The sequence below is a fragment of the Saccharopolyspora sp. NPDC050389 genome (assembly GCF_040655595.1).
GTDB lineage: Bacteria > Actinomycetota > Actinomycetes > Mycobacteriales > Pseudonocardiaceae > Saccharopolyspora.
In genome coordinates, this window is record NZ_JBFAKG010000013.1 from 19978 (window position 1) to 46515 (window position 26538).

Annotated in this window: 25 protein-coding genes, 2 tRNA genes and 1 other RNA gene; 10 read left to right on the forward strand and 18 right to left on the reverse strand. The window is 70.3% G+C overall.

Annotated elements, in window-relative coordinates; genetic code table 11:
• Positions 1–42: 42 nt before the first annotated feature.
• Positions 43–942 (reverse strand): LysR family transcriptional regulator, encoded by a 900-nt coding sequence (locus tag AB0I53_RS10740; RefSeq protein WP_358599782.1) that lies wholly within the window; start codon positions 940–942, stop codon positions 43–45.
• A 71-nt stretch (positions 943–1013) separates the two neighbouring features.
• Between AB0I53_RS10740 and AB0I53_RS10745 the strand changes: the two genes are divergently transcribed.
• Positions 1014–1949, forward strand: coding sequence for an EamA family transporter (locus tag AB0I53_RS10745; protein WP_358599785.1), 936 nt, complete (start codon positions 1014–1016; stop codon positions 1947–1949).
• Positions 1950–2047: 98 nt separating this feature from the next.
• Here AB0I53_RS10745 and AB0I53_RS10750 read toward each other — a convergent pair whose 3' ends face one another.
• The 8 genes from AB0I53_RS10750 to AB0I53_RS10785 all read right to left on the reverse strand — a co-directional run bounded on the left by AB0I53_RS10750 (position 2048) and on the right by AB0I53_RS10785 (position 9794).
• A complete protein-coding gene (locus tag AB0I53_RS10750; RefSeq protein ID WP_358599788.1) occupies positions 2048–2227 on the reverse strand; it encodes a hypothetical protein in 180 nt (59 codons plus the stop codon).
• Between the two features lie 201 nt (positions 2228–2428).
• Positions 2429–3544: an ABC transporter ATP-binding protein gene (locus tag AB0I53_RS10755; protein WP_358599791.1), complete on the reverse strand. Its 1116-nt coding sequence runs from the start codon at positions 3542–3544 to the stop codon at positions 2429–2431.
• A 103-nt stretch (positions 3545–3647) separates the two neighbouring features.
• On the reverse strand, positions 3648–4646 hold the full coding sequence (locus AB0I53_RS10760) for an ABC transporter ATP-binding protein (RefSeq protein ID WP_358599793.1): 999 nt from the start codon (positions 4644–4646) through the stop codon (positions 3648–3650).
• 14 nt (positions 4647–4660) lie between these two features.
• Complete coding sequence (locus AB0I53_RS10765; RefSeq protein WP_358599796.1) at positions 4661–5593, reverse strand: ABC transporter permease; 933 nt, start codon at positions 5591–5593, stop codon at positions 4661–4663.
• A 4-nt stretch (positions 5594–5597) separates the two neighbouring features.
• A complete protein-coding gene (locus AB0I53_RS10770) occupies positions 5598–6608 on the reverse strand; it encodes an ABC transporter permease (RefSeq protein ID WP_358599799.1) in 1011 nt (336 codons plus the stop codon).
• 100 nt (positions 6609–6708) lie between these two features.
• Positions 6709–8400, reverse strand: coding sequence for an ABC transporter substrate-binding protein (locus AB0I53_RS10775; protein WP_358599801.1), 1692 nt, complete (start codon positions 8398–8400; stop codon positions 6709–6711).
• Between the two features lie 387 nt (positions 8401–8787).
• Positions 8788–9384 carry a recombination mediator RecR gene (gene recR / locus AB0I53_RS10780; protein WP_132479088.1) on the reverse strand — a complete coding sequence of 199 codons (597 nt, stop codon included), beginning with the start codon at positions 9382–9384 and terminating at the stop codon, positions 8788–8790.
• 89 nt (positions 9385–9473) lie between these two features.
• Positions 9474–9794 (reverse strand): YbaB/EbfC family nucleoid-associated protein, encoded by a 321-nt coding sequence (locus AB0I53_RS10785; RefSeq protein ID WP_358600107.1) that lies wholly within the window; start codon positions 9792–9794, stop codon positions 9474–9476.
• Between the two features lie 158 nt (positions 9795–9952).
• Between AB0I53_RS10785 and AB0I53_RS10790 the strand changes: the two genes are divergently transcribed.
• Positions 9953–11758: an alpha/beta fold hydrolase gene (locus AB0I53_RS10790; RefSeq protein WP_358599804.1), complete on the forward strand. Its 1806-nt coding sequence runs from the start codon at positions 9953–9955 to the stop codon at positions 11756–11758.
• A 20-nt stretch (positions 11759–11778) separates the two neighbouring features.
• Here the strand turns inward: AB0I53_RS10790 and AB0I53_RS10795 are convergent, their stop codons facing one another.
• Together AB0I53_RS10795 and ffs are read right to left on the reverse strand one after the other, a co-directional pair.
• Entirely contained in the window at positions 11779–14073 is a 2295-nt protein-coding gene (locus AB0I53_RS10795; RefSeq protein WP_358599807.1) for a DNA polymerase III subunit gamma and tau, read from the reverse strand.
• Positions 14074–14139: 66 nt separating this feature from the next.
• Positions 14140–14234, reverse strand: an RNA gene (gene ffs, locus AB0I53_RS10800) — signal recognition particle sRNA small type.
• A 359-nt stretch (positions 14235–14593) separates the two neighbouring features.
• Between ffs and AB0I53_RS10805 the strand changes: the two genes are divergently transcribed.
• The 3 genes from AB0I53_RS10805 (at position 14594) to AB0I53_RS10815 (ending at position 16877) form a co-directional block, all read left to right on the forward strand.
• Positions 14594–15130: a DUF2716 domain-containing protein gene (locus AB0I53_RS10805; RefSeq protein ID WP_358599810.1), complete on the forward strand. Its 537-nt coding sequence runs from the start codon at positions 14594–14596 to the stop codon at positions 15128–15130.
• Between the two features lie 189 nt (positions 15131–15319).
• A tRNA-Ser gene (locus AB0I53_RS10810) sits at positions 15320–15405 on the forward strand.
• A gap of 104 nt (positions 15406–15509) precedes the next feature.
• A complete protein-coding gene (locus AB0I53_RS10815) occupies positions 15510–16877 on the forward strand; it encodes an FAD-binding oxidoreductase (RefSeq protein WP_358599813.1) in 1368 nt (455 codons plus the stop codon).
• A 90-nt stretch (positions 16878–16967) separates the two neighbouring features.
• Here the strand turns inward: AB0I53_RS10815 and AB0I53_RS10820 are convergent, their stop codons facing one another.
• Positions 16968–18761, reverse strand: a complete 1794-nt coding sequence (locus tag AB0I53_RS10820) for an endonuclease/exonuclease/phosphatase family protein (protein ID WP_358599816.1) — start codon at positions 18759–18761, stop codon at positions 16968–16970.
• 114 nt (positions 18762–18875) lie between these two features.
• On the opposite strand from AB0I53_RS10820, the gene AB0I53_RS10825 reads away from it, so the two are divergent.
• A complete protein-coding gene (locus tag AB0I53_RS10825; protein ID WP_358599819.1) occupies positions 18876–19199 on the forward strand; it encodes a hypothetical protein in 324 nt (107 codons plus the stop codon).
• 168 nt (positions 19200–19367) lie between these two features.
• On the opposite strand, the gene AB0I53_RS10830 is transcribed toward AB0I53_RS10825, so the two are convergent.
• From AB0I53_RS10830 to AB0I53_RS10845, 4 genes are all read right to left on the reverse strand, one after another.
• Positions 19368–19453, reverse strand: a tRNA-Ser gene (locus AB0I53_RS10830).
• Positions 19454–19497: 44 nt separating this feature from the next.
• Positions 19498–20058: a sigma-70 family RNA polymerase sigma factor gene (locus AB0I53_RS10835; RefSeq protein ID WP_358599822.1), complete on the reverse strand. Its 561-nt coding sequence runs from the start codon at positions 20056–20058 to the stop codon at positions 19498–19500.
• A gap of 137 nt (positions 20059–20195) precedes the next feature.
• Entirely contained in the window at positions 20196–20672 is a 477-nt protein-coding gene (locus AB0I53_RS10840; RefSeq protein WP_358599825.1) for a nucleoside deaminase, read from the reverse strand.
• On the reverse strand, positions 20669–21157 hold the full coding sequence (locus AB0I53_RS10845; RefSeq protein ID WP_358599828.1) for a tRNA adenosine deaminase-associated protein: 489 nt from the start codon (positions 21155–21157) through the stop codon (positions 20669–20671). Before AB0I53_RS10845 ends, AB0I53_RS10840 begins: the two co-directional genes overlap by 4 nt.
• Positions 21158–21279: 122 nt before the next feature.
• Between AB0I53_RS10845 and AB0I53_RS10850 the strand changes: the two genes are divergently transcribed.
• A complete protein-coding gene (locus AB0I53_RS10850) occupies positions 21280–22245 on the forward strand; it encodes a prephenate dehydrogenase (RefSeq protein ID WP_358599831.1) in 966 nt (321 codons plus the stop codon).
• Positions 22246–22660: 415 nt separating this feature from the next.
• Here the strand turns inward: AB0I53_RS10850 and AB0I53_RS10855 are convergent, their stop codons facing one another.
• Complete coding sequence (locus tag AB0I53_RS10855) at positions 22661–22855, reverse strand: antitoxin (protein WP_358599834.1); 195 nt, start codon at positions 22853–22855, stop codon at positions 22661–22663.
• 265 nt (positions 22856–23120) lie between these two features.
• Here AB0I53_RS10855 and AB0I53_RS10860 point away from each other — a divergent pair, with 265 nt between their 5' ends.
• From AB0I53_RS10860 to AB0I53_RS10870, 3 genes are all read left to right on the forward strand, one after another.
• Positions 23121–23813, forward strand: coding sequence for a TetR/AcrR family transcriptional regulator (locus AB0I53_RS10860; protein WP_358599837.1), 693 nt, complete (start codon positions 23121–23123; stop codon positions 23811–23813).
• Between the two features lie 34 nt (positions 23814–23847).
• Positions 23848–25029 carry a cytochrome P450 gene (locus tag AB0I53_RS10865; protein WP_358599840.1) on the forward strand — a complete coding sequence of 394 codons (1182 nt, stop codon included), beginning with the start codon at positions 23848–23850 and terminating at the stop codon, positions 25027–25029.
• Positions 25030–25117: 88 nt separating this feature from the next.
• The gene (locus tag AB0I53_RS10870) at positions 25118–25573 is read left to right on the forward strand and encodes a YbaK/EbsC family protein (protein ID WP_358599843.1); all 456 of its coding nucleotides are present in this window, start codon (positions 25118–25120) and stop codon (positions 25571–25573) included.
• Positions 25574–25671: 98 nt separating this feature from the next.
• Here the strand turns inward: AB0I53_RS10870 and AB0I53_RS10875 are convergent, their stop codons facing one another.
• Positions 25672–26457: an SDR family oxidoreductase gene (locus tag AB0I53_RS10875; protein ID WP_358599846.1), complete on the reverse strand. Its 786-nt coding sequence runs from the start codon at positions 26455–26457 to the stop codon at positions 25672–25674.
• Positions 26458–26538 lie beyond the last annotated feature (81 nt).

Here is a 26538-nt window from a genome sequence, read left to right on the forward strand (position 1 = left end):
TCGCGTTCCTGCAGGCACGTGCCGCACTGAGGCGTCGTTGCGCTAGGCGCCCGTGACCGTGGCCGCCTCGGCGAGGAGCGCGTCGAGCACGGCGCGGACCGCCGGGCGTTCCATCGCTCCCTTCCGGGACACCACCTCTATGTTCCGGCCCGCGCGGACTCCGGCCAGCGGGCGCATCACCAGGCGCGGAGTGTCCACTGTGTACCTCGGGAGCAGCGCGACGCCGTGGCCGTCGGCGACCAGCGCCTCCGTCACGCGGAAGTCGTTGATCCGCTGCACCACCACCGGCCGGACGCCCGTGCGGACCGCCAGCGAGCGCAGCACGTCGTCGACCGGGAAGCCGACGTCCACGCTCAGCCATGGCTCGCCGACCAGCTCCGCCGGCTCGATGCGCTCCCGGTCGGCGAGCGGGTGGCCCGGCGGCAGCGCGACGTCCAGGGGCTCCCGCAGCAGCGGGGTGATCTCCATGCGCGTGCTCTCGAACGGCGGCGCCTGGTCGTCCCGGTGCGCCACCACCAGGTCGAAGTCGGCGGTCAGGCTCAGCACCTCCGGCGGCGTCATGTCGACGTCCCGGCACTCCAACCGCACCTTGGGATGCGCCGCCATCCGCCGGAGCAAGCCGGGCAGCAACAACAACGCGCCGGACGGGAAGAACGCGACTCGCACCACGCCGCGCGGCGTCGACCGGTAGCTGTCCAGCTCGGCCTCGGCGCGGTCCAGCGCGGCCAGCACCTCGTCGGCGCGGGCCGCGAGCGCCCGGCCGGCGTCGGTGAGGCGCAGCCCGCGCCCGGCCGGTTCCGTCAGCGGCACGCCGACCTGCGCCTGCAACGCGCGGATCTGCTGCGACACCGCCGACGGGGTGTAGGACAGGGCCTTCGCGACGGCGGTGACCGTCCCGCGATCAGCGAGTTCGCGCAGGAGTCTCAGCCTGCGGACATCCATGAAGGAATAGTACACATTAGCTGTAAATAGTATTGCTTGTTCTTCACAGAGCCGGGCCGCAGGCTGGCATGGTGAATTCGCGAGACCGCTTCCTGGCCGTGGTGGTCGTCGTGCTCTGGGGTGCCAACTTCATCGCGCTCGACTACGGGCTCGGCCACTTCCCTCCGTTCTTCTTCGCCGGACTCCGCTTCGCCGTGCTGCTGCCGGTGCTGCTGTTCGTGCCGCGCCCGCGAGTGCCTTGGCGCTGGCTGATCGGGTACGGGCTGTTCTTCGGCGCCCTGCAGTTCGCGTTCCTGTTCACGGCGATGAACATCGGGATGCCGACCGGGCTGGCATCGCTGGTGCAGCAGGCGTCCGCGCCGTTCACCGTGGTGCTCGGCGCGCTGCTGCTGCGGGAGCGGATCACGCCGGTGCAGATCATCGGCATCCTCATCGCGGTGCTCGGCATGGTGGTGATCGGCTGGCACCGCGCCCAGAGCGCCACTCTGCTGCCGCTGCTGATCACGCTCTGCGGCGCGTTCTCGTGGGCGCTGGGCAACCTGTGCGCCCGGAAGGCGAACGCGCCGAACCCGCTGCACCTGACGCTGTGGATCGCCATCGTGCCGCCGCTGCCGATGTTCGCGCTGTCGGCGGCGGTCGAAGGCCCAGCGGCGGGCTGGCACGCGGTGGCGACGGTGTTCGACTCGCCGACCGGCTGGTACGCCCTCGCCGGGCTCGCCTACACGTCGCTGCTGGCGACGATCATCGGATCGGGCCTGTGGACGACGCTGATGGGGCGCTACCCGGCCAGCCTGGTCGCGCCGTTCTCGCTGCTGGTGCCGGTGGTCGGCTTCACGACGGCATGGCTGATCCTGGGCGAGCAGCCGCACCCGATCGAGCTCGCGGCAGGAGCCGTGGTGGTGGGCGGAGTGCTCATGGGAAGCATCAAGCTAGCCCGCCGAAAGCCACCGGCCCCCGAGGCGCCACCCGAACCCGTCGAAACGAGCGCCCCGCTCCGCGCGACCTGACGCAACGACACCGCCCGGCTACCGGCGACGCGGCCAAGCTCGGACAGGCTCCCAATCTTGCCTGGAATTGGGAGCCTCCGGCGCCGGGCCCTGGCTGGTCAGCGGACCGCTTCGCCTCGCTCGAAGTCCGGGTTGCAGAGGTGCACCCCGTTTCCCTCCGGGCAGTCGTAGGTCACCAGGATCTCGCCCGACTCCGCCACCAGGCGATCCGCGGTCGCCCGCTCCAGGATCGCTCGGTGCTCGCACGCGGAGCATCGCGGCGCGCTGCTGTACCTCACTCACTGCCTCCGTTCCACCGGCCTCCGACGATCTTGTGAACCTAAGGGCTCCGGCCCCGGGCGCGGTGGACAACGCGCGAAATCAGCGCGCCGGTTTCCGGTGTCGTTAGCGGCGATGGTCGCTCCAGCGGCCATTACCGCTCACGACCGCGCCACCGCACCGGAAGCCGGCGGGCTCATCGGAATCGCCGATGGGCGTGCTCAGGCCGGGGCCGAGGTGATGTCCAGGTCGCCGAAGTCCGCCGGGTTCACCGCCTCCGCCGTCACCTCGTGGGGCTTCAGCCGGCCGTCGCGGATCTCCTCCGCGTAGTGGCACGCCACCCGGTGGCCCGGCTTGAGCTCGCGCAGTTCCGGCCGCTCCGTGTCGCAACGGGTCGCCTGCCTCCACGGGCACCGGGTGTGGAACCGGCAGCCGGACGGCGGCGCGGCCGGCGAGGGCAGGTCGCCGGAGAGCAGGATCTGCTCCCGGTCGTCCTCCACCGTCGGGTCCGGCACCGGCACCGCCGAGAGCAGCGCCTTCGAGTACGGGTGCAGCGGCTCCTCGTACAGATCGTCCGATGTGGACTCCTCCACGATGCCGCCCAGGTACATCACCCCGACCCGGTCGGCGATGTGCCGCACCACCGCCAGGTCGTGCGCGATCACCAGGTACGTCAGCCCGAACTCGGTCTGCAGGTCCTCCAGCAGGTTCAGCACCTGGGCCTGCACCGAGACGTCCAGCGCCGACACCGGCTCGTCGGCCACCACCAGGTCCGGCCCCACCGACAGCGCCCGGGCGATGCCGATGCGCTGCCGCTGGCCGCCGGAGAACTCGTGCGGGTACTTGCGCAGCGACGTCGTCGGCAGGCCAACGGCCGACAGCAGCTCGCGCAGCCGCTTGTCCGTGCCCGCCCGGTCGCTGTCCATCCCGTGCGCCCGCATGCCCTCGACCAGCAGCGATTGCACCGACTGCCGAGGGTCCAAAGAGGACAGCGGGTCCTGGAAGACCATCTGCATCCGGCGGCGCATCCGGCGCAACGGCTCGCCCTTCATGCCGGACAGGTCGACGCCGTCGAACACCACCTTGCCCCCGGTGGGCTTCTCCAGCCGCAGCACCGCGCGCCCCAGCGTCGACTTGCCGCAACCGGATTCCCCGACCAGGCCGTAGGTTTCGCCGCGTCGGATGCTCAGTGACACCCCGTCCACGGCGTACACGTAGCCGACCGTGCGGTCCAGCACCACGCCGCGCTTGATCGGGAAGTGCACCTTGATCTGGTCGATGTCGATGAGCGCGTCCCCGGCCGCCGAGGTCGCCCCGCTCTCCGGCGTTTCCGTCATGACAACTCCACGATTTCGTGCGATCGGCTTGCGCGGCGCCCTGCGGGTCGTGAGCGATGGCTCCGGTAAGAACCGGAACGAGCGCTCACGAGCGAAGTGCCGCTCATGACGCCTCCACCGGGCTCGACATCGTCTCGCGCACCGGGTTGTGGCAGCGCAGCAGCCGCGCGCCCACGTCGATGCTCACGTCCGGCGTCTGCTGCTCGCAAACGTCCTGCGCGTTCGGGCAGCGCGGGCAGAACGCGCACCCGGCGTCCCACGGGATGTTGTCGCTGATCGAGCCCTTGATCGGCGACAGCCGCTGGCCGCGCGGCGAATCAAGCCGCGGGATCGAGGCCAGCAGGCCCGCCGTGTAGGGGTGCCGCGGCCGGGCGAACAGCTCGTGCCGCGCGGCCCGCTCCACCACCCGGCCCGCGTAGAGCACGTTCACCTCGTCGCAGAGCCCGGCCACCACGCCCAGGTCGTGCGTGATCATGATCAGCGCGGTGTCGGTCTCGGCGACCAGTTCCGCCAGCAGGCTCAGGATCTGCGCCTGGATCGTCACGTCCAGCGCGGTGGTCGGCTCGTCGGCGATGAGCAGCCGCGGCTTGCAGGCCAGCGCCATCGCGATCAGCGCGCGCTGTCGCATGCCGCCGGAGAGCTGGTGCGGGTACTCCTTCAACCGCCGCCGCGGGTCCGGGATGCCCACCCGCTTCAGCAGGTCCTCGGCCTCCGGCATCGCCTCCTTGCGGGGCAGCCCGCGGTGCCGCTCGATGACCTCGGACACCTGCAGGCCGATCGGCACCACCGGATTCAGCGAGGTCAGCGGGTCCTGGAACACCATGCTCAGGTCGCTGCCGCGGCGCTGGTCCAGCTCGCGCCCGGACAGCTGCAGCAGGTCGGTGCCGTCGAAGTTGATCGTCCCGGACACCTCGGCGCCGGTGCTCGGCAGCAGCCCCATGATCGCCAGCGAGGTGACCGACTTGCCGCAACCGGACTCGCCGACCAGGCCGACGGTGCGGCCCGGTTCGACGTCGAAGGAGATGCCGTCCACGGCGGTCATCGGCGGCTCGCCCTTGCGGGCGAACACCACCGAGAGGTCGCGGACTTCCAGCAGTGCCATTCGTTACCCCACCTCTAGCGCCGGCGCTTCGGGTCAAGCGCGTCCCGCAGGGATTCGCCGACCAGCGTGAACCCGAGCGCGACCAGGATGATGCAGCCCGCAGGCCAGAACGCCAGCTGCGGATGCGAATCGATGATGTTCTGCGCGCCGCCGAGCATCTGGCCCCACTCCGGCACCGAGTCGTCGGCCGCGCCCAGCCCCAGGAAGGACAGCGCCGCCGCGTCGATGATCGCCACCGCCAGCACCAGGGTGGCCTGCACGATGACCGGGCCGAGCGCGTTCGGCAGCATGTGCCGGAACACGATCGCGCTCTCCTTCACGCCGAGCGCCCGCGCCGCGAGCACGTGATCGCTGGCGCGTTGCGCCAGCATCGTGCCGCGCAGCAGCCGGCCGAAGATCGGCACCTGCACGATCGCCACCGCCAGGATCACGGTGAACTGCGTCTGCTGCGCGAACAACGCGCCGATCGACACCGCCAGCAGCAGCGACGGCACCGACAGCATCACGTCCGCGACGCGCATGACCACCGAGTCCACCCAGCCGCCGAACGCGCCGGCGAGCAGGCCGAGCACCAGGCCGCCGCCGAGGCCGATCACGGTGGCCAGCACGGCGACCAGCAGCGTCTGCTGGGAGCCCAGCAGCAGCCGGGAGAACAGGTCGCGGCCGTACTGGTCGCCACCCAGCGGGAAACCCGCCTGCGGCGGCGGAATCGTGTTCTCCGCGCGGGAAACCTGGTGCTCCAGCAGGCGTTGCGCCGGATCGTGCGGGGCCAACAGCGGCGCGAGCAGCGCCAGCAGCACGAACGCGGCGATGATCACCGCGCCGACCACGAACACCGGGTTGCGCCTCAGCCGCCGCCACGCCGACGCGGCCAGGCTCACCCCGGCGTCCGACGCCGTCTCCGCCAGCGCGTCGAGCCGTTCCTTGCGCTGCGTTTTCAGCACCATGACCTCACCGTGTCCGCAGTCGTGGGTCGATCACCGCATATGAGAGGTCGACTATCAGGTTCACCAGCACGTACACCATCGCGGACGCCAGGATCACCACTTGCAGCACCGGGAAGTCCTTGCGCTGGAACCCGATCGCCACCGCCTGGCCGACCCCGGCGATGTTGAACACCCGCTCGGTCAGCACCGCCCCTGCCAGCAGCGCGCCGGTCTGCAGGCCGATCGTGGTCACCACCGGCAGCATCGCGTTGTGCAGGATGTGCCTGCGCCGGATCACCATGCCCGCCAGGCCCTTCGCCCGCGCGGTGCGCACGTAGTCCTCGTCCATCACGTCCAGCACCGCTGCCCGGGTTATCCGGAAGATCACCGCGAACGGGATGGTGGACAGCGCGATGGCCGGCAGGATCAGGTGCACGAACGAGTTCCACGCGGCGTCGAACTCGCGGGTCAGCAGCCCGTCCAGGATGTAGAAGCCGGTCACCCGCGTCCCGTTCAGCCCGACGTCCTGGCGGCCGGAGGCGGGCAGCGCGCCGAGCTGGATGGCGAACACGAACTTCAGCAGGAAAGCCAGGAAGAACACCGGCACGGCAACACCGATCAGCGACCAGGTGATGCTCAGGTTGTCCAGCCAGCTGCCGCGCTTGCGGGCCGCCAGGTAGCCCAGCGGGATGCCGATCGCGACCGCCAGCAGCAGTGCCAGGATCGACAGCTCCAGCGTGGCCGGGAAGCGGGTCAGGAACACCTCCAGCGCCGGCGAACCGCGCTGCACGCCGGTCGACGTGCCGAAGTCGCCGGTGACGGCGCGCCCCAGGAAACGCCAGTACTGCACGAAGATCGGCTGGTCCAGGCCGAGATCGGCCTCCAGCTTGGCCCGCGCCTCGGGAGTGGCGCGGTCCCCCAGCAACGCCGACACCGGCCCGCCGGGCAGCATCCGCAGCCAGGCGAACAAGAGCATCGACAGCACGACGACGACCAGCGCCAGCTGCGCGAGTCGTCGGATGGTGAAGCGGAGCACGAAACCCCCGTTTGGTCAGTCCGGCAGCGAGCACGCGATTTCGCGCGAAACCGACGGTCCCCGTGCGGGAGCCGCGCCGGTTTCGCGCGAAATCGTCAACTCACTTCTCCGAGACGCTCACCGACGCGAACTCCTCGGCGGTCAGCGGCGAGGTCTGCAGACCCTGCACCCGCGGGCTGGTCACGATCGCCGCGGGCGAGTGCGACAGCGGGACTGCGGGCAGGTACTCGGACATCAGCTTCCGGTTGATGTCCTGGTACATCTGGTTGCGCTTGGCCTCGTCCGGCTCGCCGTCGGCGGCCTTCAGCTGCGTCGCCAGCTCCTCGCCCCACGGCGCACCGGCGGTGTAGAAGCGGTTGGTGGGCGTGCCGAAGAAGGTGCCGGTGAAGTTGTCGGCGGTGTTGTAGTCGCCGGTCCAGCCGAGCAGGAAGATGTCGGCCTTGGCGTTGTCCACGTCGTCGATGTAGCCGCCGTTCCACGGCTTGCTCACCGGGTTGACGGTGAAGCCCGCCTCGCGCAGGTCCTCGGCGAGGGCGTTGTAGATGCCCGCCGGGTCCGGCATGTAGGGCCGGGTGACCTCGGTCGGCCAGTAGAAGTTGACCGCCAGGTTCGGCACGCCGGCCTCGGCGAGCAGCTGCTTGGCCTTCGCCGGGTCGTGCGGGTACTGCTGGACGTCCGGGGCGTAGCCTTCCACCGTATTCGGGTAGAACTGGGTGGCCACCTCGGCGCCTTCCGGCATGTTGGCCTTGACCAGCGTCTCCCGGTCCACCGCGTAGGCCAGCGCCTGGCGCACCTTCAGGTTCTGCAGCGCCGGGTTGTTCTTCTGGGTGATGCCCAGGTACATGATGTTGAACGGGTCGCGGACCTGGACGTTGTTCCCGGCGTCGCGCAGGCCCTTGAGGTCGGCGGCGTTGGGGTAGTCGTAGCCGTCGATGGCGCCCGATTCGAGCTCCTGCTTGCGGACCGTCTCGTCCGGGATGATGCGGAAGATCAGCTCGTTGACCTTCGCCTTCTCACCCCAGTACTGGTCGTTGCGGGCCAGCTTGATGGTGCCGTTGCTCTCGTCGTAGGAGACGAACTTGAACGGGCCGGTGCCGGTGGGGTGCGACCTGGAGTACTCCGAGAACACGAAGCTGTCGCCCTGCGCCTGCACGTTGTTGGCCTGGAACTGGTCCATCGCGGTCGGCGACTGCATGCTGAACGCCGACAGCCCGAGGATGTCCGGGAACTTCGAGGTGGCGCGGGTCAGGTGCACTACGGCCGTGGTCGCGTCGGGCGCGTCGCACGACTGGTACAGCGACGGCGTCTTGCCGTCGGAGAACCCGCCGAAGTTCTCGATCCAGTAGTAGGACAGCGCGTTATTCTGGCCGGCGCCGGTCTGGCTGTACATGCGCTGGAAGTTCTTGCACACCGCGTCGGCGTTGAAGTCGGTGCCGTCGTGGAACTTCACGCCCTGGCGGAGCTTGAAGGTCCAGGACTTGCCGTCGGGGCTGTGGTCCCAGCTCTCCGCGAGCTCCGGCTCGACCTCGGACGAACCCGGCTTGAATCCGACCAGGCCCTCGTCGATCTGGCGGCTGACCCGGAAGGTCTCGCCATCGGAGGCGTAGAAGGGGTCGAACCCGTCGGGAGCGCCTGCCGCACCGAAGGTGAACGTGCCGCCTTCACCGCCGCCGGCCTCGCGCTGCGATTGCGCGCACGCGGCCAGCGATGTCGCCGCGACGATGGCGACGCCGGTGGTCACGACACGACGCCGCGCGTTCGATCCGCGGCGCGGCGATGGAGCTCTACTCATGGAAGCACCTCGGTGTGTCTCAGGTCTCAGAGTTCCGTGAGACTAACTCGCATTAGAAGGCCATTGGGGTACCTGAGGTTACGATCCCACTACTTAGGGACGCCTAAGGAAAATCCGATATATCAGGCATTCACCCAGGTGGGCGAGGGTGCTAAGCCTCTCGGCAGGCCCGGAAGAACGATCAAGAAACCCGGGAAAAGCGGTAAAAACTGCGGAAAGTCCGGCCTCGGGCGACCGATTCTGGCGACGACCGGACACGTCCGGCGGTACCGCTCGCGGCCGGTCATCAACCCGACCGGGCAGCGCCGAACAGATGAAAAAAAGCTCGTGAGTGCTTTGGACTGCTATTGCGATCCAAAGCGCTCACGAGCAATAAAACTGCGGTGACTACATCGCGCGGCGGCCGGAGAGGGCCCGGCCGAGCGTCAGCTCGTCGGCGAACTCCAGGTCGCCGCCCATCGGCAGGCCGGACGCCAGCCGCGTGACCGAAAGACCGGGGAAGTCGCGCAGCATCCGCACCAGGTAGGTCGCGGTCGCCTCGCCCTCGGTGTTCGGGTCCGTCGCGATGATCACCTCGGCGATGTCGTCCTGCCCGATCCGGGCCAGCAGCTCGCGCACCCGCAGCTGGTCCGGCCCCACGCCGGAAAGCGGATCCAGCGCGCCGCCGAGCACGTGGTAGCGCCCCTTGAACTCGCGCGTGCGCTCGATCGCCAGCACGTCCTTGGGTTCCTCGACGACGCACACCAGCGTCTTGTCGCGCCGGGCGTCCCGGCAGATGCGGCAGGTCGTCTCCTCCGAGACGTTGCCGCAGACGTCGCAGAACACCACGCCTTCCTTGACCTTCTGCAGGACCTCCTGCAGCCGGGTCACGTCCGCGGGCTCGGCCGCGAGCAGGTGGAAGGCGATGCGCTGCGCGCTCTTCGGACCGATGCCCGGCAACCTGCCGAGCTCATCGATCAAATCCTGAACGGGACCTTCGTACACTTATCGCTCGTTTCCAGGGGTTCGGTGCAGTTTCAATTGAAACCGCACTCCCCGCCGGCGACGGTGCGCAGTTCCAATTGAAACTGTGATCACATGCCCGGCAGGCTGAGACCGCCTAGGCCGCCGCCCAGCGCACCGGTGAGCGGGCCCATCTTCTCGGCCTGCAGCTCCTGCGCCGCGCGGTTGGCGTCGCGCACCGCCGCGACCACCAGGTCGGCCAGCGTCTCGGTGTCCTCCGGGTCGGCCGCCTTCGGGTCGATCGACAGCCCCTTCAGCTCGCCCGAACCACTGACGGTCGCCGTGACCAGGCCGCCACCGGCGCTCCCGGTGACCTCCGCGTCGGCGAGCTCCTGCTGCGCAGTCATCAGCTGCTGCTGCATCTTCTGCGCCTGTTCCATGATCTGCTGCATGTTCGGCTGCCCACCTGGCTGCACCGTGATCCTCCTCCGGCTGGCGCGTCCACGTACCCCGATTCGGGCTACACCACCAGCCTAGAGAATGCGCGGCCCGGTCTGCCTGGCGGTCCGCGACCCTGGGCGGCGGAGGCGAAGCGTGACAGGGTGATCGCATGGCGGTGGACATCGTGCGGTTGCTCGAGCTGACCAGCTGGCGGGCCTTCGACGTGGCCGATACCGGCCGGGTCCTGGCCGGCTCCGACGAATCCGGATCCTCCCAGCTCGTCGAACTCGCCGACGGCGAGCGCACCCCGCTGACCGCCCTGCCGGGCGCGGTCACCGGCCGCTACCTGCCCGGCGAACGCGCCGTGGTCGTGCAGCACGACACCGACGGCAACGAGCGGGGCCAGCTTTCCTTGCTGCGCCTGGACGAACCGCGCCGCCGCCCGGCGCAGCTGCGCGACCTGCAGCCGCTGGTCCGCGACCCGGCGCACGTGAATCGGCTACTAGACGTACTGCCCGGCCGGATCGTCTACGCGACCAACCGCCGCAACGACGTGGACTTCGACGTGGTGATCCGCCAGGTGGAAACCGGCGAAGAGGCGATCGCCTACGACCAGGGCGGCATGGTGCTGGAGGCGACGGTGTCGCCGGATGGCCGCCAACTGGCGCTGACCGTGCCCGCCGATCGCGCGATGTCCGACCAGCTGCTCCTGGTCGACACCGAAACACGTCATGTGCTGGCGCTGACCGGGCGCGGCGAGCAGGCCCGGCACGGCCAGATCGGCTGGCTGCCCGACGGCCTGATCGTCACCACCGACGCCGACCGCGACCGCGCCGGCATCGCGCGCATCGACCCGCGCACCGGCGCGCGGCGCTGGCTGGTGACCTCCGACGAGCACGACCTCACCGGCTGGCTCTCGCCGGACGGTTCGACGCTGCTGGTGCAGGCCAACGAGGACGGCGCGAGCCGCCTGGCGCTGCACGACGCCGTCACCGGCGACCTGCTGCGCACGATCCGATTACCCGCCGACGGCTGGTGCTCGTACCCGCTGCCGCCCCCGGCCTGGTCGCCCGACGCGCGATACGTCGCGCTGTCGTTCAGCGCCCCGGCGATCCCCGGCGACGCGCTTCTGGTGCACGCCGCGACCGGCGAATGCGAGTCGCTGACCGAATCCGCGGCGCAGCTCGATGACCTGGTCGAACCGAGTTCGCACCGGGTGCAGGCCCGCGACGGCGAACAGGTGCCGTGCTTCGTCTTCGCGCCGCGCGAGGCCGATCCGCGGCTGGCCGGCTCGGCGGTGCTGATCGTCCACGGCGGCCCGGAGAGCCAGGCGGTGCGGACGTTCAGCCCGATCGTCCAGGCCCTCGTCGCGCAGGGGCACACCGTGCTGGTGCCGAACGTCCGCGGCTCCACCGGCTACGGGAAGCGCTGGTACTCGGCCGACGACGGCCGCAACCGGCTGGAGTCGGTGGCCGACCTCGGCGACCTGCACGACTGGCTGCCGTCGATCGGACTGGACGCCGAGCGCGCGGCGCTGTGGGGCGGCTCGTACGGCGGCTACATGGTGCTCGCCGGGCTGGCGTTCCAGCCGGAGCGGTGGGCGGCCGGGGTCGACATCGTCGGGATCTCGTCGCTGGTGACGTTCCTGGAGAACACCGCCACGTACCGACGCGCGCACCGCGAGCGCGAGTACGGCTCGCTCACGGCTGATGCCGAATTCCTGCGCTCGGTGTCGCCGCTGACCAGGGTCGCGTCCATCGCGGCGCCGCTGTTCGTGCTGCACGGCGCGAACGACCCCAGGGTGCCGCTGTCGGAGGCCCAGCAGATCGCGGCGGCGGTCCGGGCGAGCGGCCTGGAGTGCGAGCTCCGGGTGTACGACGACGAGGGCCACGGCCTCGCCAAGCGCATCAACCGCCTCGACGCCTACCCGCGAGCCCTCGCCTTCCTGGCCCGCCACCTGGCGAAGCCGGACTGAACCCTCGTCTTCGCGGAAGGTCAGCCTTCGATTCGGCGGGCGCCGAGCTCTCGTTCGAAGAGCTCCACCGCCGCCATTTCCGGATCCTGGCCGACCTGGGCATTCACGTCCATCGGGGAGGACTCGGCGAGCATCTTCTCCGGGTCTTCCTCGTCATCGGAGACCGGCGGGCGCCGCGTCGGCTCCGGCGGCTCCGGAGGCGGCGGGACGTCATCCGGCGGCGGGGGCTCGTCGTCCGGCGGCTCGGGTGGCGGCGGAATGTCGTCCGGCTCCGGCGGGCGCGGCACCGAGCCTTGGCGCGCGGGCGAACCGGCCTGCGGCCGGGTCGGCGTCCGACCGTTGGTCGTCTGACCGCCGCCTGCCTGAGAATTCGCCGACTGACCGTTCGCCGCCGGGGCTCCGGAGGACTCGCTCTGCTGGGTCGACCGGCGTTGCAGCGGTTGCTTGGGCGCGGCGGCGCGGGCCGGAGGCGGCGGCGCGGCACCGGCCTCGACGCACTGGATCTCCCACTCGCCGCCGACGACCTCGCGCAGCGCGTCCCGGACGAAGTCCAGCCGCCGCTGCTGGGCGAGCTGCTTGACCAGACCGGAGGTCGGCATCGACAGCACCAGCGTGTTGTCGCCGCTGAGATCCTGAACCGTGGCGTTGAGCAGCAGCGCCTGCGTCGGACGATTCCGCGTCGCAACCGCCTGCAGCACCTTGGCCCACACCTGCCGGACCTTCGCCGCGTCGAACCCGGCCTGCGCCGGCGCGGCGGCCTCCGCCGCTGGCGCGGCAGCCGGGCGCGGCTCAGCCGCCGGAGGCGGCGCCGCAGGCGCGGGAGCGGCCGCCTTCGGCTGCGCCGGGGCCGCCTGCGGCGGTGTCGCCGGGCGCTCCGCAGGCGCGGGCGGCGCAGGCGCGGGCGGCGCAGCTGACGCGGCTGCCGGACGCGGTGTCGCCGGGGGCTCAGCAGCGGGCTCCGCGGCCGCGGGCGGCTCCGCCGACTCGGGCGGCGCAGCTGCTGCCGGACGCGGTGTTGCCTCCGCCTGCTGCGAAGCGGCTGCCTCCTGCGCTGCGCGCTCGTGCGGCCGCTGGAAAACGCGCTTCGGCCGCGCCTCGCCGTCTCCCGCTGGCGCCGCTGCGGCAGGAGCGGCCGGGGCTCCCTCGCCCGGCGCGATGGTCATGCGGCTCTCGACGCGCTCAAGTCGTTGCAGCAGCGCGACTTCCGAGTCCGATGCGGTCGGCAGGAGCATCCGCGCGCAGAGCAGTTCCAGCAGCAGCCGGGGCGCGGTGGCTCCGCGCATCTCGGAAAGTCCAGTGTGGACGATCTCGGCGAACCGGGAAAGCGTTGCCGCGCCAAGCTGTTCGGCTTGGGCCTGCATCCGGGCGAGCTCGTCGCCGGCGGCGTCCACCAGTCCGCGCTGCGCGGCGTCGGGCACCGAGTTGAGCAGCACCAGGTCGCGCAGCCGGTCGAGCAGGTCGGATCCGAACCGCCGCGGGTCGTGCCCGGCCTCGACCAGCCGGTCGACCGTGCCGTACACGGCGGCGCCGTCGCCTGCGGCGAGCGCGTCGACCATGTCGTCGATCAGCGCGACGTCGGTGACCCCGAGCAGTGCCACCGCGCGTTCGTAGGTGACGCCCTCGGCGCCCGCCCCGGCGAGCAGCTGGTCGAGCACGCTCAGCGTGTCGCGGGCGGAGCCGCCGCCCGCGCGGATCACCAGCGGGAACACCGCGGGCTCGACCTGCACGCCTTCGTCGCGGCAGATCCGCTCGACCAGTTCGCGCATCACGCCCGGCGGCATCAGCCGGAACGGGTAGTGGTGGGTCCGGGACCGGATGGTGGTGAGCACCTTGTCCGGCTCGGTGGTGGCGAAGACGAAGATCAGGTGTTCCGGCGGTTCCTCGACGATCTTCAGCAGGGCGTTGAAGCCCTGCGTGGTGACCATGTGGGCCTCGTCGATGATGAAGATCCGGTACCGCGACTGGGCGGGCGCGAAGAAGGCCCGGTCGCGCAGTTCGCGGGTGTCGTCGACGCCGCCGTGGCTGGCCGCGTCGAGCTCGACGACGTCGACGCTGCCGCCGCCTTCGGGCGCGAGCGAGACGCACGAGTCGCATTCACCGCACGGGTCGGGCGTCGGGCCCTGTGCGCAGTTCAGCGAGCGGGCGAGGATGCGGGCGCTGGAAGTCTTGCCGCAACCGCGCGGCCCGGAGAACAAGTAGGCGTGGTTGACCCGGCCGGCGGACAGCGCGGTCCGCAACGGGTCGGTGACGTGGTCCTGCCCGACGACCTCAGCGAAGGTCGCCGGCCGGTACTTGCGGTAAAGGGCGAGAGCCACGGACAAAACCCTACGCGGTGAGCCCGACAACCCGAACGCGGCCCGAGCCCGGGGCCGCCGGGAAAAATAAGGGGACCCCGTGCACCCATCAGAGCCCGCTTACCCTTGCTGCCTTCCGGCCCTGGGGGAGTTCACAGGATGGACGCCGCACGAGGTCCACGGACAGTGTAACCCGACGCCCCGAACCCCCGCGGAGGTGCCCCCTCCCTCCGCGCTGACCAGGCAGCACGGCAACGAACGAGGTTCGAGTGCCGCCCTCGTCGCTGAACCACGGCCTGCGTCAGGAACGTCCTCGCACCGAGAAGACAACCAAGGCGACGACGCCGCCGACGACCGAGAGAGCGAAGAGGATCAAGATCATTTCCCACAGCCCGGGCATGCAATGGATCTTCACACCTCTGCACCGCGCAGCAAAGCCGCACTCCGCGGTTGTAGTGCCGTTGCGTCGGCAAGACTGGGAACTCCGCGGCCAGAAACCCGCTGAAGAAATGTGACGACTCGTTGAGGACGGATTCGCTCGATGACCGTTGAACGGTTGCGCCACTTGACAGAGCCCGAACGTGCCGACGCCTGGAATCGCTTCGACGCCGAGTTCGACTTCCGGCCCAGCGTGCAGGTCTTCCCCGCGATCGCGGAGCCTTCTCCGTCGGTCACCTGGAGCCTCGACGCGTTGCACGACGACCCAGGCGATCGAGAACTCGACCGCCTGGTCGATCTGGTGCAGGACGGGCTTGCCGCATGCAGTGCGCCCGGAGAGGCACTTCTGATCCTGGACTGGCAGCACACCTGCTACGGACTCCGCCCGGATCTCCCGGCGACCGACATGTTCCTGCCTCGCGTGCTGGAAGGACGTTCGCGGGAAGGCTGGCCGTTCAGCCCGTACCCGGACGGGGACTACTACATCTTCCTCGCCAAGGATCTCCGTTTCGGCACCTTCGGGCATCCCTGGGAACACTCCCTCTGCGTGTTCGGCGCCGAGCTCCTGGATGCGATCGAGGACGGTGTGCAGGACGTGCTTCAACGAGTCCTCCGCCGCGACGGGGCAACAGTCGTCTGACTTCGTGGCACGGTGCCGCCGCGCGCTGAGACCAGCTGAAAACCACGCGACCGTCGGGTTCGGCGCCCCATGTCACAGATCCTCGAATCGTGTTGCCCCCGAGCCTGCCAAAGATCCCGACGGGCACCCGTCGCCCCAGGTCATGACCCGTATCCGCTGCTCAGGAGGTCACCTGCTAGGCTTCCGCACGGAGGATTGGCCGAGCGGCCTAAGGCGCACGATTGGAAATCGTGTTGGGTTAATAGCCCTCACGGGTTCGAATCCCGTATCCTCCGCTGGTCAGAGCCCTGGTTGCGGATTCCGCGGCCAGGGCTCTTTCGCGTTTCGCCGGGCCGTATGTCCCTGTCCGTTCGCGCGGGCTCGCCGCACCGTTGCGGCTATGGGGATGTCCGCCGAGCAGTTGCGGGAGCGGGTTCGCGGGGCCGTGATCGGCCGGCACGATCCCGATTTCGACCAGGCCCGCCGCGTGCACAACGCCATGATCGACCGCCGCCCGCAGGTCGTGGTGCGTTGCCGCAACGCCGGGGACGTCGTCGCCGGCGTCGACTACGCGCGGGAGAACGGGCTCGACCTCGCCGTGCGCGGTGGCGGGCACAGCGTGCCTGGCTTCGGGACCTGCGACGACGGGGTCGTGATCGATCTGGCGCCGATGCGCGGTGTACGCGTCGTCCCGGACGCGCGGACCGCACGGGCCGAGGGCGGCGCGACCTGGAGCGACGTCGACGCCGCTACGCATGCGTTCGGGCTGGCCACCACCGGCGGCATCATCTCCAGCACCGGCATCGGCGGGCTCACGCTCGGCGGCGGCATCGGATACCTCGCCCGCGGCCAGGGCTTGACCTGCGACAACCTGATCTCCGCCGACGTCGTGACCGCCGCCGGTGAGCTGATCGTGGCCGACGAGCAGCGGCACGCCGACCTGTTCTGGGCATTGCGCGGCGGGGGCGGGAACTTCGGCGTGGTGACCTCGTTCGAATTCCGGCTCGCCCCGGTGCGCGACATCTACGGCGGCCCGATCTTCTTCGAGCTGGACCAGGTCGCGAACGTGCTGCGGGCCTACCGCGAGATCATCGCCGACGCACCGGAGCAGCTCGGCGCGTTCCCCGCCTTCCAGATCGCCCCACCGCTGCCCTTCATCCCGCAGAACCGGCACGGCGACACGCTGATCGCGATCATCGCGTGCTGGGCCGGGCCCATGGAGGCCGGCCCGGCCGCCGTCCGGCCACTGCGCGACATCGCCCCGATCGTCGCAGAGCACGTAGGGCCGATGCCTTATCCGCTGCTCAACGGCGCTTTCGACGTGCTCGTCCCCCCGGGGCTCCAGCACTACTGGAAGGCCAACTTCGTCGTCGAGCTGACCGACGAGATGATCGCCGCGCACACCGAGCACGGCCCGCGGGTGCCGGTGGTGAACTCGACGGTGCACATCTACCCGATCAACGGCGCCTGCCACCGGGTCGCGCCGGATGCCACGGCGTTCGCCTACCGGGACGCGAACTTCGCGACCGTGATCGCCGGGATGTGGCCCGATCCGGCCGACAACGCGGCCAACATCGCCTGGGTGCGCGACTACTACGCCGCGACCTCGCCACACTCCGAGGAAGGCGGGTACGTCAACTTCATGGCCGGCGACGACCAGGGCCGGATCAAGGCGAACTACCGGGGCAACTACGACCGGCTGGTCCAGGTGAAACGAAACTACGACCCGGAAAACCTCTTCCACCTGAACCAGAACATCCGCCCCTGAACGACCTTTCCGCAGGTGGAGACCCGTGAGTGTTTTGGGTTGCTATGGCACCCCAAAACACTCACGGGGCCTGAGCAGGCGGAACCTGACTCAGAACCGCAGGCGGGCCACCTGGGGATCGTGGTCGCTGGCCTGGTCGGCGAACTCGGCGTTGATGTGGACCACGTCGTACTCGGCCGTGATCGCCGGGCTGACCAGGATGTGGTCCAGCTGCTGGGAGTTGCCCTCGTAGACGTAGCTGTAGCGCTCAGCCGGCGGCAGCGAGTCGGCCAGCGGCACCAGCGCTCCCCCGCCGGTCAGCGGCGCCAGGGCCGGGGAGAAGCCGTAGTCGTTGAGGTCGCCGAGCACCACGATCCGGGCCTCGTCATCGATGGCCCGCACCTCGTCGACGAAGCCGCGCACCGCCTGCGCCTGCCGCACCCGCTGCTCCTCCGAAACCCTCGCCGGCGGCTGGAACCGGCCGTGCAGCGGCTGGTCGCCGCCCTTGGAGGCGAAGTGGTTGGCCACCACGAACACCGGTTCGCCGCGGAACAGGAACTCGCCCACCAGCGGCTTCCGGCTGTCCCGCCACGCCTCGTTCGCCGGGTCGATGCGCCCCGGCGAGGCGCTCAGCGCGAGCCGCGAACCGTCGGCCACCGGGTGCACCGGCGTCGTCGCGTCGCCGCCCGGTCGGTCCACAAACGACACCCGGGCCGGGTTGTACAGGAAGGCGACCCGGATGTTGCCGCCGGGCTGGCCGCCGTCGGCGTTGTTCTGCGGATCGATCTGCCGCCACAGGTAGCGCGGCCCGTCCGCCGCCACGATCGCATCGGTGAACTCCCGCAGCGTCTCGTCCGCGGCGACCACGCCGTCGTCCGTCGGCCCGGAGTTGTCCTGAACCTCTTCCAGCGCAACGACGTCCGGCGCCGCGAGCCGGTCGACGACACCTTCGGCGAGCCGGGCGAACTTGGCCGGATCGTTGCCCGTGGCGAGGTTCTCGACGTTGTACGTCGCGACCGCGAGCTCGTCGCTGCCCTGCGGCCGCGTCGTCTCCGGCTGCAGGCCGCCCGGCACGTGCTCGCCCAGCCGCGCGGCCTCCAGCACGTATCCGCCGAACTGGCTGTAGTCCAGCGGTCCTTCCGTGCTGCCGCGCAGCCCGTCGCCGACGTTCGCGGCGGGGAACGGCGCGTCAGCCAGGGATTCGACCTTGAGCCGGCCCGCGTTCGCGTCGTCGTAGCCGGTGTAGGTGGTGCCACCGCGGCCGTTCGCGTTCTGCTCGGGCTTGCTGGTGATCCACAGCGCCCGGTGGGCGTCGGTCGGGCCGACCACGCGCGCGTCGTCCACGCGCAGCACCGTGCCTTCGCGCGACTCGTAGTAGTCCAGCGCGAAGCGCTGCGGTTCCAGGTCGAGCTTGTCGATGTTGGCGTCCTGCGGCGCGTACTCCGCCGGGACCGTCTCCGGCCCGACCGCCTCGGCCGGGACGCCGCCCTTGCCGGTGACCTGCCAGGTCGCCTCGGTGAGTTCGGTGACCGACTGGTTCGGCGTGGTCTCCGGCGTCTCGCCCGAAGCCACCGGGTAGTACTCCACGACCCGCCCGCCGACCGCGACCACGTCGCCGACCGCCACCGGCGGCGTCTGGTCGCCGGTGAACACGAACAGCCCCTCGCTGGTGCGGGGATCCGCGTCGAGCTCGGCGTCCTGGAGCCAGAAACCGCGGGCCTGACCGAAGCCGCGCACCCCGGTGACCACGCCCGGCACCCCGGTCACCTGCTGGCCGGCCAGCGGCGAAACCCGCGTGATGCCTTGGATGTCGTGGATCCGGACCTGCTGCTGCGCTACCGCGGTCGCCGCGGGTGCGATGGACAGCAGCACCCCGGTGGCGGCAAGCAGTGACGTGACGCGCACTTCGGCTTCCCCTCGCCAAGCGACATGATCGACGAGAAGTTACCCGCCCGAAGCGACGCGCGACACACGATCACGTGAACAAAGCAGCGCCGATCGTGGTGGAGCGGGCTGGAGGTGGTGGTCATCGTGGACGACTACGACCTGGTGTCGACGACCTCCGGAAATCCGCTCGCGCCGTTGGCGGAGTTCGCCCCGCAGGGCCGCGACCTCGGCCTGCACCTCGTGCTGGCGCGGCGGACCGGCGGCTCGTCCCGCTTCCTGTTCGAGCCGTTGACCCAGGTCATGGGCGACATGGGCAGCCCAGGAGTGCTGTTCTCCGGCGACCGGATGGAAGGCCGCCTGGTGAACGCGACGGCGTCGCGGAACCTACCGGTGGGCCGGGCGCTGCTCGCCCGCCGCGGCATGCCACCCGCGCAGGTCCAGACGGCGGTGCCGTAACCCCGACCGCCGATCGGAACCCGCACGGCCTCGCCTACCTACCGCTGAACGAGCGCTCACCGAACTGCTGCGGGACCTGAAGTCGCCGGCCGACTCAACGCCGGACCAACCGCCTGAGCGAAGCGAAAGGCCGGTCACCGCAGGTCGCGGGACCGGCCCTTCGTCGAGCGGTAGCGGTGGGATTCGAACCCACGGAGGCTGTTAACCTCACACGCTTTCGAGGCGTGCTCCTTCGGCCGCTCGGACACGCTACCGCCAGCTAGGCTACCGGTCGCCCGATACCGCTCGACACAGGGGGTCACCGCCAGGCCCGCAGCATGTCGGCCAGGCTGGCCCGGGCCCGCGACAGGCGGCCGCGCACGGCCTGCTCACCAGCGCCGACGCGCTGGCCGATCTCGCCGTACGACAGGCCGTCGACCTCCGCGAGAACCCAGACGTCGCGCTGCTTGGTCGGCAGGCCCGCGAGCGCGTGCCGCAGCGCCAGCACGCCCGCTCCCGCCTCCGCGGCTCGCTGCGGATCGGCGATCAACGTGGCGGCTCCCACGGCGGCTCGGTGCTCGGGTAGCGCGTCGACGGGATCGGTGCGGCGCATCCGTCGGCGGCGCAACACGATCAGGCAGTGCCGGCGCGCGACCTGGAACAGCCAGGTTCGCAGGGCCGCCGGTTCGACGAGCTCGCCGGCCCGCCGCCACGCCGTGATGAACACGTCCTGCACTACGTCCTCGGCCTCGGCCCGGTCTCCGAGCATCCGCAGCGACATGCCGAAGATCCCGTCCGAGTACCGGCGCACAACCAGTTCGAACGCGTCGACATCGCCCGCCGCGATGCGCTTGGCCAAGACTGCATCGGTCGGTTCCACGTTACTTCCCCCTGCAACGCGATTAGTCCGCCCTCGTGGAAGCGGATCAACCAATCGTCACAGGCCGGGATGTCGATCACGGCGCAGACAGGCCACCCGAACCGGTGGAATATGACGAAATCCGTAACGCCCGAGCGCTACTCTCGGTGTCCGGCGAAGAACTCCTCCAGCACCGCGGCGCACTCGTCGGCCAGCACGCCGCCGACGACTTCCGGCCGGTGGTTGAGCCGGCGATCCCGCACCACGTCCCACAGCGAGCCCACCGCGCCGGTCCGCGGTTCCCACACCCCGAACACCACCCTGGCCACCCTGGCCAGCACCAATGCGCCGGCGCACATCGTGCACGGCTCCACGGTGACCGCCAGCGTGCAGCCCTCCAGCCGCCAGCCGTCGCCGTGCACGGCGGCAGCGGCGCGCAGCGCGAGGATCTCCGCGTGCGCCGTGGGATCCTGCAGCGCTTCGCGCTGGTTGTGCGCCCGGGCGAGGACGCGCCCGTCCTGGTCGACCACGACCGCGCCGATCGGAACGTCCCCTGTGGATGGTGCTTCGGCGGCGATCCGCAACGCGTCCCGCACCAGCTCGGCGTCGCCCGCGCGGACACCGGATGTGCTCACTGCTCCAGCTTCTCCAGCACCTTCGCGAAGTCGTCCCCGAACCCGCAGCGCTGGGCGATCATCTCCAGCTGCTCGTCCGGGTAGAGGTCGACCTCTTCGATGATCACCAGCAGCTCGCCCTCGGGCAGCCCGAGATCGGACAGGATCGCGAGGTTGCCCTCCGGCCACACCTCTTCGTCGTCCTCATCGGGCGGATCGATGCGCAGCAGGTCGAGGACGTCCGCCGCGATGTCGTAGTCCAGCGCCGCGGCGGCATCCGACAGCAGCAGGTCCACGCCGCCGGGCACCGGCCTGATCAGCACGAAGAACTCGTCGTCCACATTGCACATTCCGAACACCGCGCCGGTGGAACGCAGCTCGCGCAACGCCGTGATCGAGGCGTCGAGGCCGGCCAGCACCGATTGGTCCATCGTGCTGCACCGCCACCGCCCGTCCTCCCGGACCACGGCGACGGCGAAGCCAGAGACCGGCTCCTGCACCGTCATGAGGACACCGTAGAGCGTACGAACGCCACCCGAAAGCACTATTGCGCGCTCGTAACCTTCCGGGCATTGTTTGCCGCTCAACCGGGTACGTGGTCGGCGGAGAGTTCAGGCAGGATGGACCGATGCGTGCCGTGTGCGTGATCGGACTGGGACTCATCGGCGGCTCGGTGCTGCGAGCCGCCAAAACCGCCGGACGCCCCGTCTGGGGCACCACCGCTTCGGAAGCCGACGCCGCCGGTGCGCGGGCCGAGGGCTTCGAAGTTCTCGACATCGAACCGGCCCTGCGCCGAGCCGCCGAGGCGGAGGCACTCGTGGTCGTCGCGACGCCGTTGACCGCCGTGCGCGCGGTGCTGCGGCAGGTCGCCGAGCACGCTCCCGACGCCTGGCTGACCGACGTGGTGAGCGTCAAGGATCCGGTCGACGCCGAGGTCCGCAGCCTCCTGCCCGCCGGCCGCTACGCCGGCGGCCACCCGATGGCCGGCGTGTCGAGTTCAGGCTGGTCGGCGGGTTCCGGCGAGCTGTTCGCCGGGGCCGCCTGGGCGGTGACCATCGAGGACGGCACCACGCTCGCGGCGTGGCGCGAGGCCGCCCGGCTCGCGCTCGACTGCGGCGCCCAGGTGGTGCCGACGTCGGCGGCCTCGCACGACTTCGCGGTCGCGCGCATCTCGCACCTGCCGCACGTGTTCGCCGCGGTGCTCGCGGCGGTCGGAGCCGACGGCGGGCCGCTGGCGCTGTCGCTGGCCGCCGGCTCGTTCCGCGACGGCACCCGGGTCGCGGGCAGCGAGCCGGAGCTGGTGCGGGCCATGACGGAAGGCAACCGGATCGCGCTGCTCGACGCCGTGGACGACGCCCTCGGCCGGCTCGGCGCGGCCCGCGGCTCGCTCGCCTCCACCGGCGGCCTGAAGTCCACAGTGGACGCTGGTCACGAGGCGCGGCGAACGCTCGACGAACTCGCGATCAACGAGCGGGTGAGCGCGACGGTGCAGCTCAACGACACCGCGCTGGAGCGCCTGCGGGAGCTCGGCGAGCGCGGCGGGCGAGTCGTCGCGCTGTCGGAGAACGCCGCCGAGGTGGAAATCCCGGTGTGACACCGGCCGCGAGCCTCTCGAGTTGCCATAAAGGCTGCCTTGGATGTGGCGGCGTGCAGTAGGGCGGGTTGTCGTCTTTGAAGCGACGCAGCCGCTTAGCCCACCCTCGCAACTCGCACCGCCGCGAGTTCTCAGGCTGTGCCCACCCCGCCGGGGTTCTCGGCGAGGACAGCCCGACGTGGTGAATTGGCCATTCATGATGTCGGGGATCCCACAGCGAGAAGGCGACGGCAATTCCCGCAGGGGGCCGCCACCCGCACCCCTACGCAAAACGAGCCGGGAAACAGGCTCCGCGCATGAAGAGAGGCCGCCCTGTGCGTTGGGCGGCCTCTCCATGATCCGCTCCGACCACTGGCGAGCAGGATGGCCCTCACCTCGTCCCGCTCGTCAGCTTGGGTCGGGCGGCGATGTCCCGTTAGCGCTGTTCGCCGGCGCCCGGCTCGTTGCCGTCGAGGAACTCCTTGCCCTTCTCGGCGGCCTTGTCGATCTGGTCCTCGTGACCGAACTTCTCCTTCGCCGCTTCGGCCGCCTTGTCCAAGCCCTGCTCGATCTTGTCGCCGTGCTCCTTGCCCAGATCCCGCAGGCGGTCCTTGAACTCTCCGAATCCCATGGTGCTCCCTTCGGGGCGGGCCGGAAAAGGCCTTTCGGCATGCGTGCTGCCTGCCGAACCTAAGCCCGCCCGGGCGACCGCGCGCGGCGGAGTTCGCCCGGCGGAGGCACGGGTTGGTGCTTCCGGGTGACGCATCAAGACGGCGTCAAAGCCGACCCGAGATCCATTGCCCGATCATCCCGGCCGGGTCTACCGTGACACTCATGACCGGTTGACCAGATTTCAAATCTGGTCAACGGATCGAACCGAAGGCAGGAGAAGCACCATGACGCAGCCCACCGAACGTGCCGACCGCATCCTCGACGCGGCCGGCGAACTGATGATTCGGCTGGGCTACCGGAAGGTGACCATCGAGGACATCGCCAGGCAGGCCGGCATCGGCAAGGGCACCGTCTACCTGCACTGGCGCACCAAGGAGCGGCTGTTCGAGTCGCTGTTCCTGCGCGAATCCGCGGACCTGACCGCCGAGCTCATCGACCGCGTGCGCCGCGATCCCGAAGAGGTCCGGCCGCACCGGTTCATGCAGACCTCGTTCCTGGCCACCCAGCGCAGGCCGCTGATGCGGGCGCTGGTCACCGGGGACGCGGAACTGCTCGGCAACCTCAAGCAGGGCGATGCGCAGAGCCGCGGTCAGGAGTTCACCGCCCGCTACGTCGAGCTGATCAACAAGTACGGCCTGGTGCGCGACGACGTGCCGCACCTGGTCTTCTCGCTGTACGCCACGGTCACCGGGTTCTTCCTGCTGGAAAGCATCAACCCGCACCTGGAGGGCCTGGACGACCAGGCCAAGGCGGAAGCGCTGGCGCAGACCATCCACCGGGCCTTCGAGCCCGACGAGGGGCCCGATCACTCTTCGCTGACCGCGGCGGCGGCCGAGATCAGCGCACTCTTCGACGAGATCAACGCGAACTACCGGAAGTGGATCTACACCTCCGGGATAACCAGCGAGCGCGCCTGACCGGCGGCGCTCGTCCATCAGGAAGGGGCAACAAATGACGACCCTCGCCGACACCTGGGGGATCAACGAAGCGCAGTTCTGGCTGCGCGGCGTGCGACCGGAGCAGCCGGTCGAACACGATTCGGCGGCCGGGATCTGGAACGTCTACGGGTACCCCGAAATCCTGGAAGCCCTCAGCAACCCCGGCACCTTCTCGTCGAACACCCGGCGGCTGGTGCCCGAGATGCCCGGGAACGACGAGGGCAACCTCGTCCAGATGGACCCGCCTGAACACCACAAGCTCCGCAAGCTGGTCAGCCACGCCTTCACGCCCAAGGTCGTCGCCGACCTGGAACCGCGGATCGCCGGACTGACCAACGAACTCCTCGACGCCGTGTCCGACCGGACCGAGCTGGTCCGGGACCTGGCCTACCCGCTGCCGGTCATCGTGATCGCGGAGCTGCTGGGCGTGCCGAGCAGCGACCGGGGCCTGTTCAAGAAGTGGGTCGACGCGATGTTCAACAGCTCCAACCAGTTCTCCATCAAGGACCGCTCGAAGGAGCAGGAGGAGTACATGGCGAAAGCCATGGAGCAGATCCAGCAGCTGTCCGACTACCTGCTCGAGCACGTCAAGGAGCGGCGGCGCGCGCCGCGCGAGGACCTGCTGGGCAAGCTCGTCGAGGCCGAAGTGGACGGTGTGCGGCTCACCGACACCGAGGTGGTCAACTTCGGGATGGTGCTGCTGATCGCCGGGCACATCACCACGACCATGCTGCTGGGCAACACCGTGCTGTGCCTGGACGCGCACCCCGAGCAGCTCGCGAAGGTGCGGGCGGACCGGTCGCTGGTGCCCTCGGCGATCGAGGAGTCGCTGCGCTACTTCAGCCCGTTCGCCGCGGTGTCCCGGGCGACCGACCGGGAGGTCGAGCTCGGCGGCACGGTGATCCCGGCCGACCAGCTGCTGCTGTTGTGGATCGCGGCCGCCAACCGCGACCCCCGGCAGTTCACCGCCCCGGACGTCTTCGACGTCTGCCGGGACCCGAACCCGCAGATCGGCTTCGGCCGCGGCATCCACTTCTGCCTGGGAGCACCGCTGGCCCGCCTGGAGGGCCGGGTCGCGCTGAACATCCTGCTGGACCGGTTCCCGAACCTGCGCACCGATCCGGCCGAGGGCCCGGAGTTCATCCCCAGCCCCAACCTGACCGGCGTCAGCAAGCTCCTGCTGCTGCTGAGCTGACGGACGTCCGGAGGGTGGCGACAGCGCCGGCACTCTCCCGGGCAAAACAACTTGTTCCGGCGGGGCGGCCTGCGGAATTCTGCGCGGCATGAGCAATGCCACGGACACCTTCACCGCCTGCCTGCGTGATCTCGACGTCGCGGGTTCCGTCGTCGAGTTCGACGCGGAGCTGCCGACCGCGGCGGCGGCCGCGGAGCGACTGGGCTGCGAGCTCGGCGCGATCGCGAACAGCCTGATCTTCACCGCCGACGACGAGCCGCTGCTGATCGTCGCCAGCGGCGCGCACCGGGTCGACACCAAGCACGTCGCGCGGTTGCTCGGGGTGCGCAAGATCCGGCGCGCGACTCCGGAGTTCGTGCTGGAGGTGACCGGGCAGCCGGTCGGCGGCGTCGGCCCGGTCGGGCATCCGCGGCCGATCCGGACCGTGGTGGACCGGATGCTGGCCGACTTCCCCGAGGTCTGGGCGGGCGCGGGCGCGAAGCACGCGATGTTCCCGACGTCGTTCGACGAACTGGTGCGGATCACCGGCGGCCTGGCCGCCTAGGTCGAAAAGCCCTGAGCAGGGCGCCGGCCGCTGGGTCGTGAGCGATGATTCCGGCTCTTACCGGATGTTTCGCTCACGACCCCCGGGGCGCCGGCGGATCAGACGCTGGGCTCGAAGCGGCCGTCGATCGCCGTCCAGCCGCCCTCCACCAGCTGGAGGCTGCCCGTGACGTACGACGCGGCGTCCGAGGCCAGGTACACCACGGCACCGGCGATCTCGTCGGCGGCGGCCCACCGCTTCAGCGCGGTCTTGTCCGCATAGGCGCCATACCAGGACTGATCGGACTTGATCTGCGCGGTCAGCGGTGTCTCGAACGGGCCGGGCGCGATCGCGTTGACCCGCACGCCCTTCGGCCCCAGCTCCGCGGCCAGCGCGCGGGAGAGCTGCACGACGCCGGCCTTGGTCGCGGCGTAGATGCCCTGGCCGGGTTCGACCACCTCGGCGCGGAAGCTGGCGAAGGTGATGATGCTGCCGCGGCCGCGCTCGGCCATCCGGGCGCCGAAGTCCCGCACCAGCCGGTAGGTGCCCTTGAGGTTGACGTCCACGACGCGGTCGAACTCCTCGTCGACCGTGTCGACCAGGCGCTTGCGGACGTTGATGCCGGGCGTCACGACCAGTACCTCGGTGTCCGCCTGGGCCTCCGCGAGCCGCCCGATCTGCGCGCCGTCGCGCACGTCCAGCTCGCGCCGACTCGCCTCGTGGCCGAGCTGCCGGATCGCCTCGACGGTCTCCTCGGCGCCGACCGGATCCACGTCGGCGACGATCACCTGCGCGCCGAACTCGGCCAGTGCCACCGCGCTGGAGCGGCCCAGGCCGCTGCCACCGCCGACGACGACCGCCTTGCGCCCGTCGAGCCGGAAGAGGTTGGCGAGCCGATTCGTCATGATCTTTCCTCCCGGAAGGTGGACAACCAGACCCGGTGGTCTGACCATCAGATCCTCAACCAGGCGGGAGGACTACGGCAA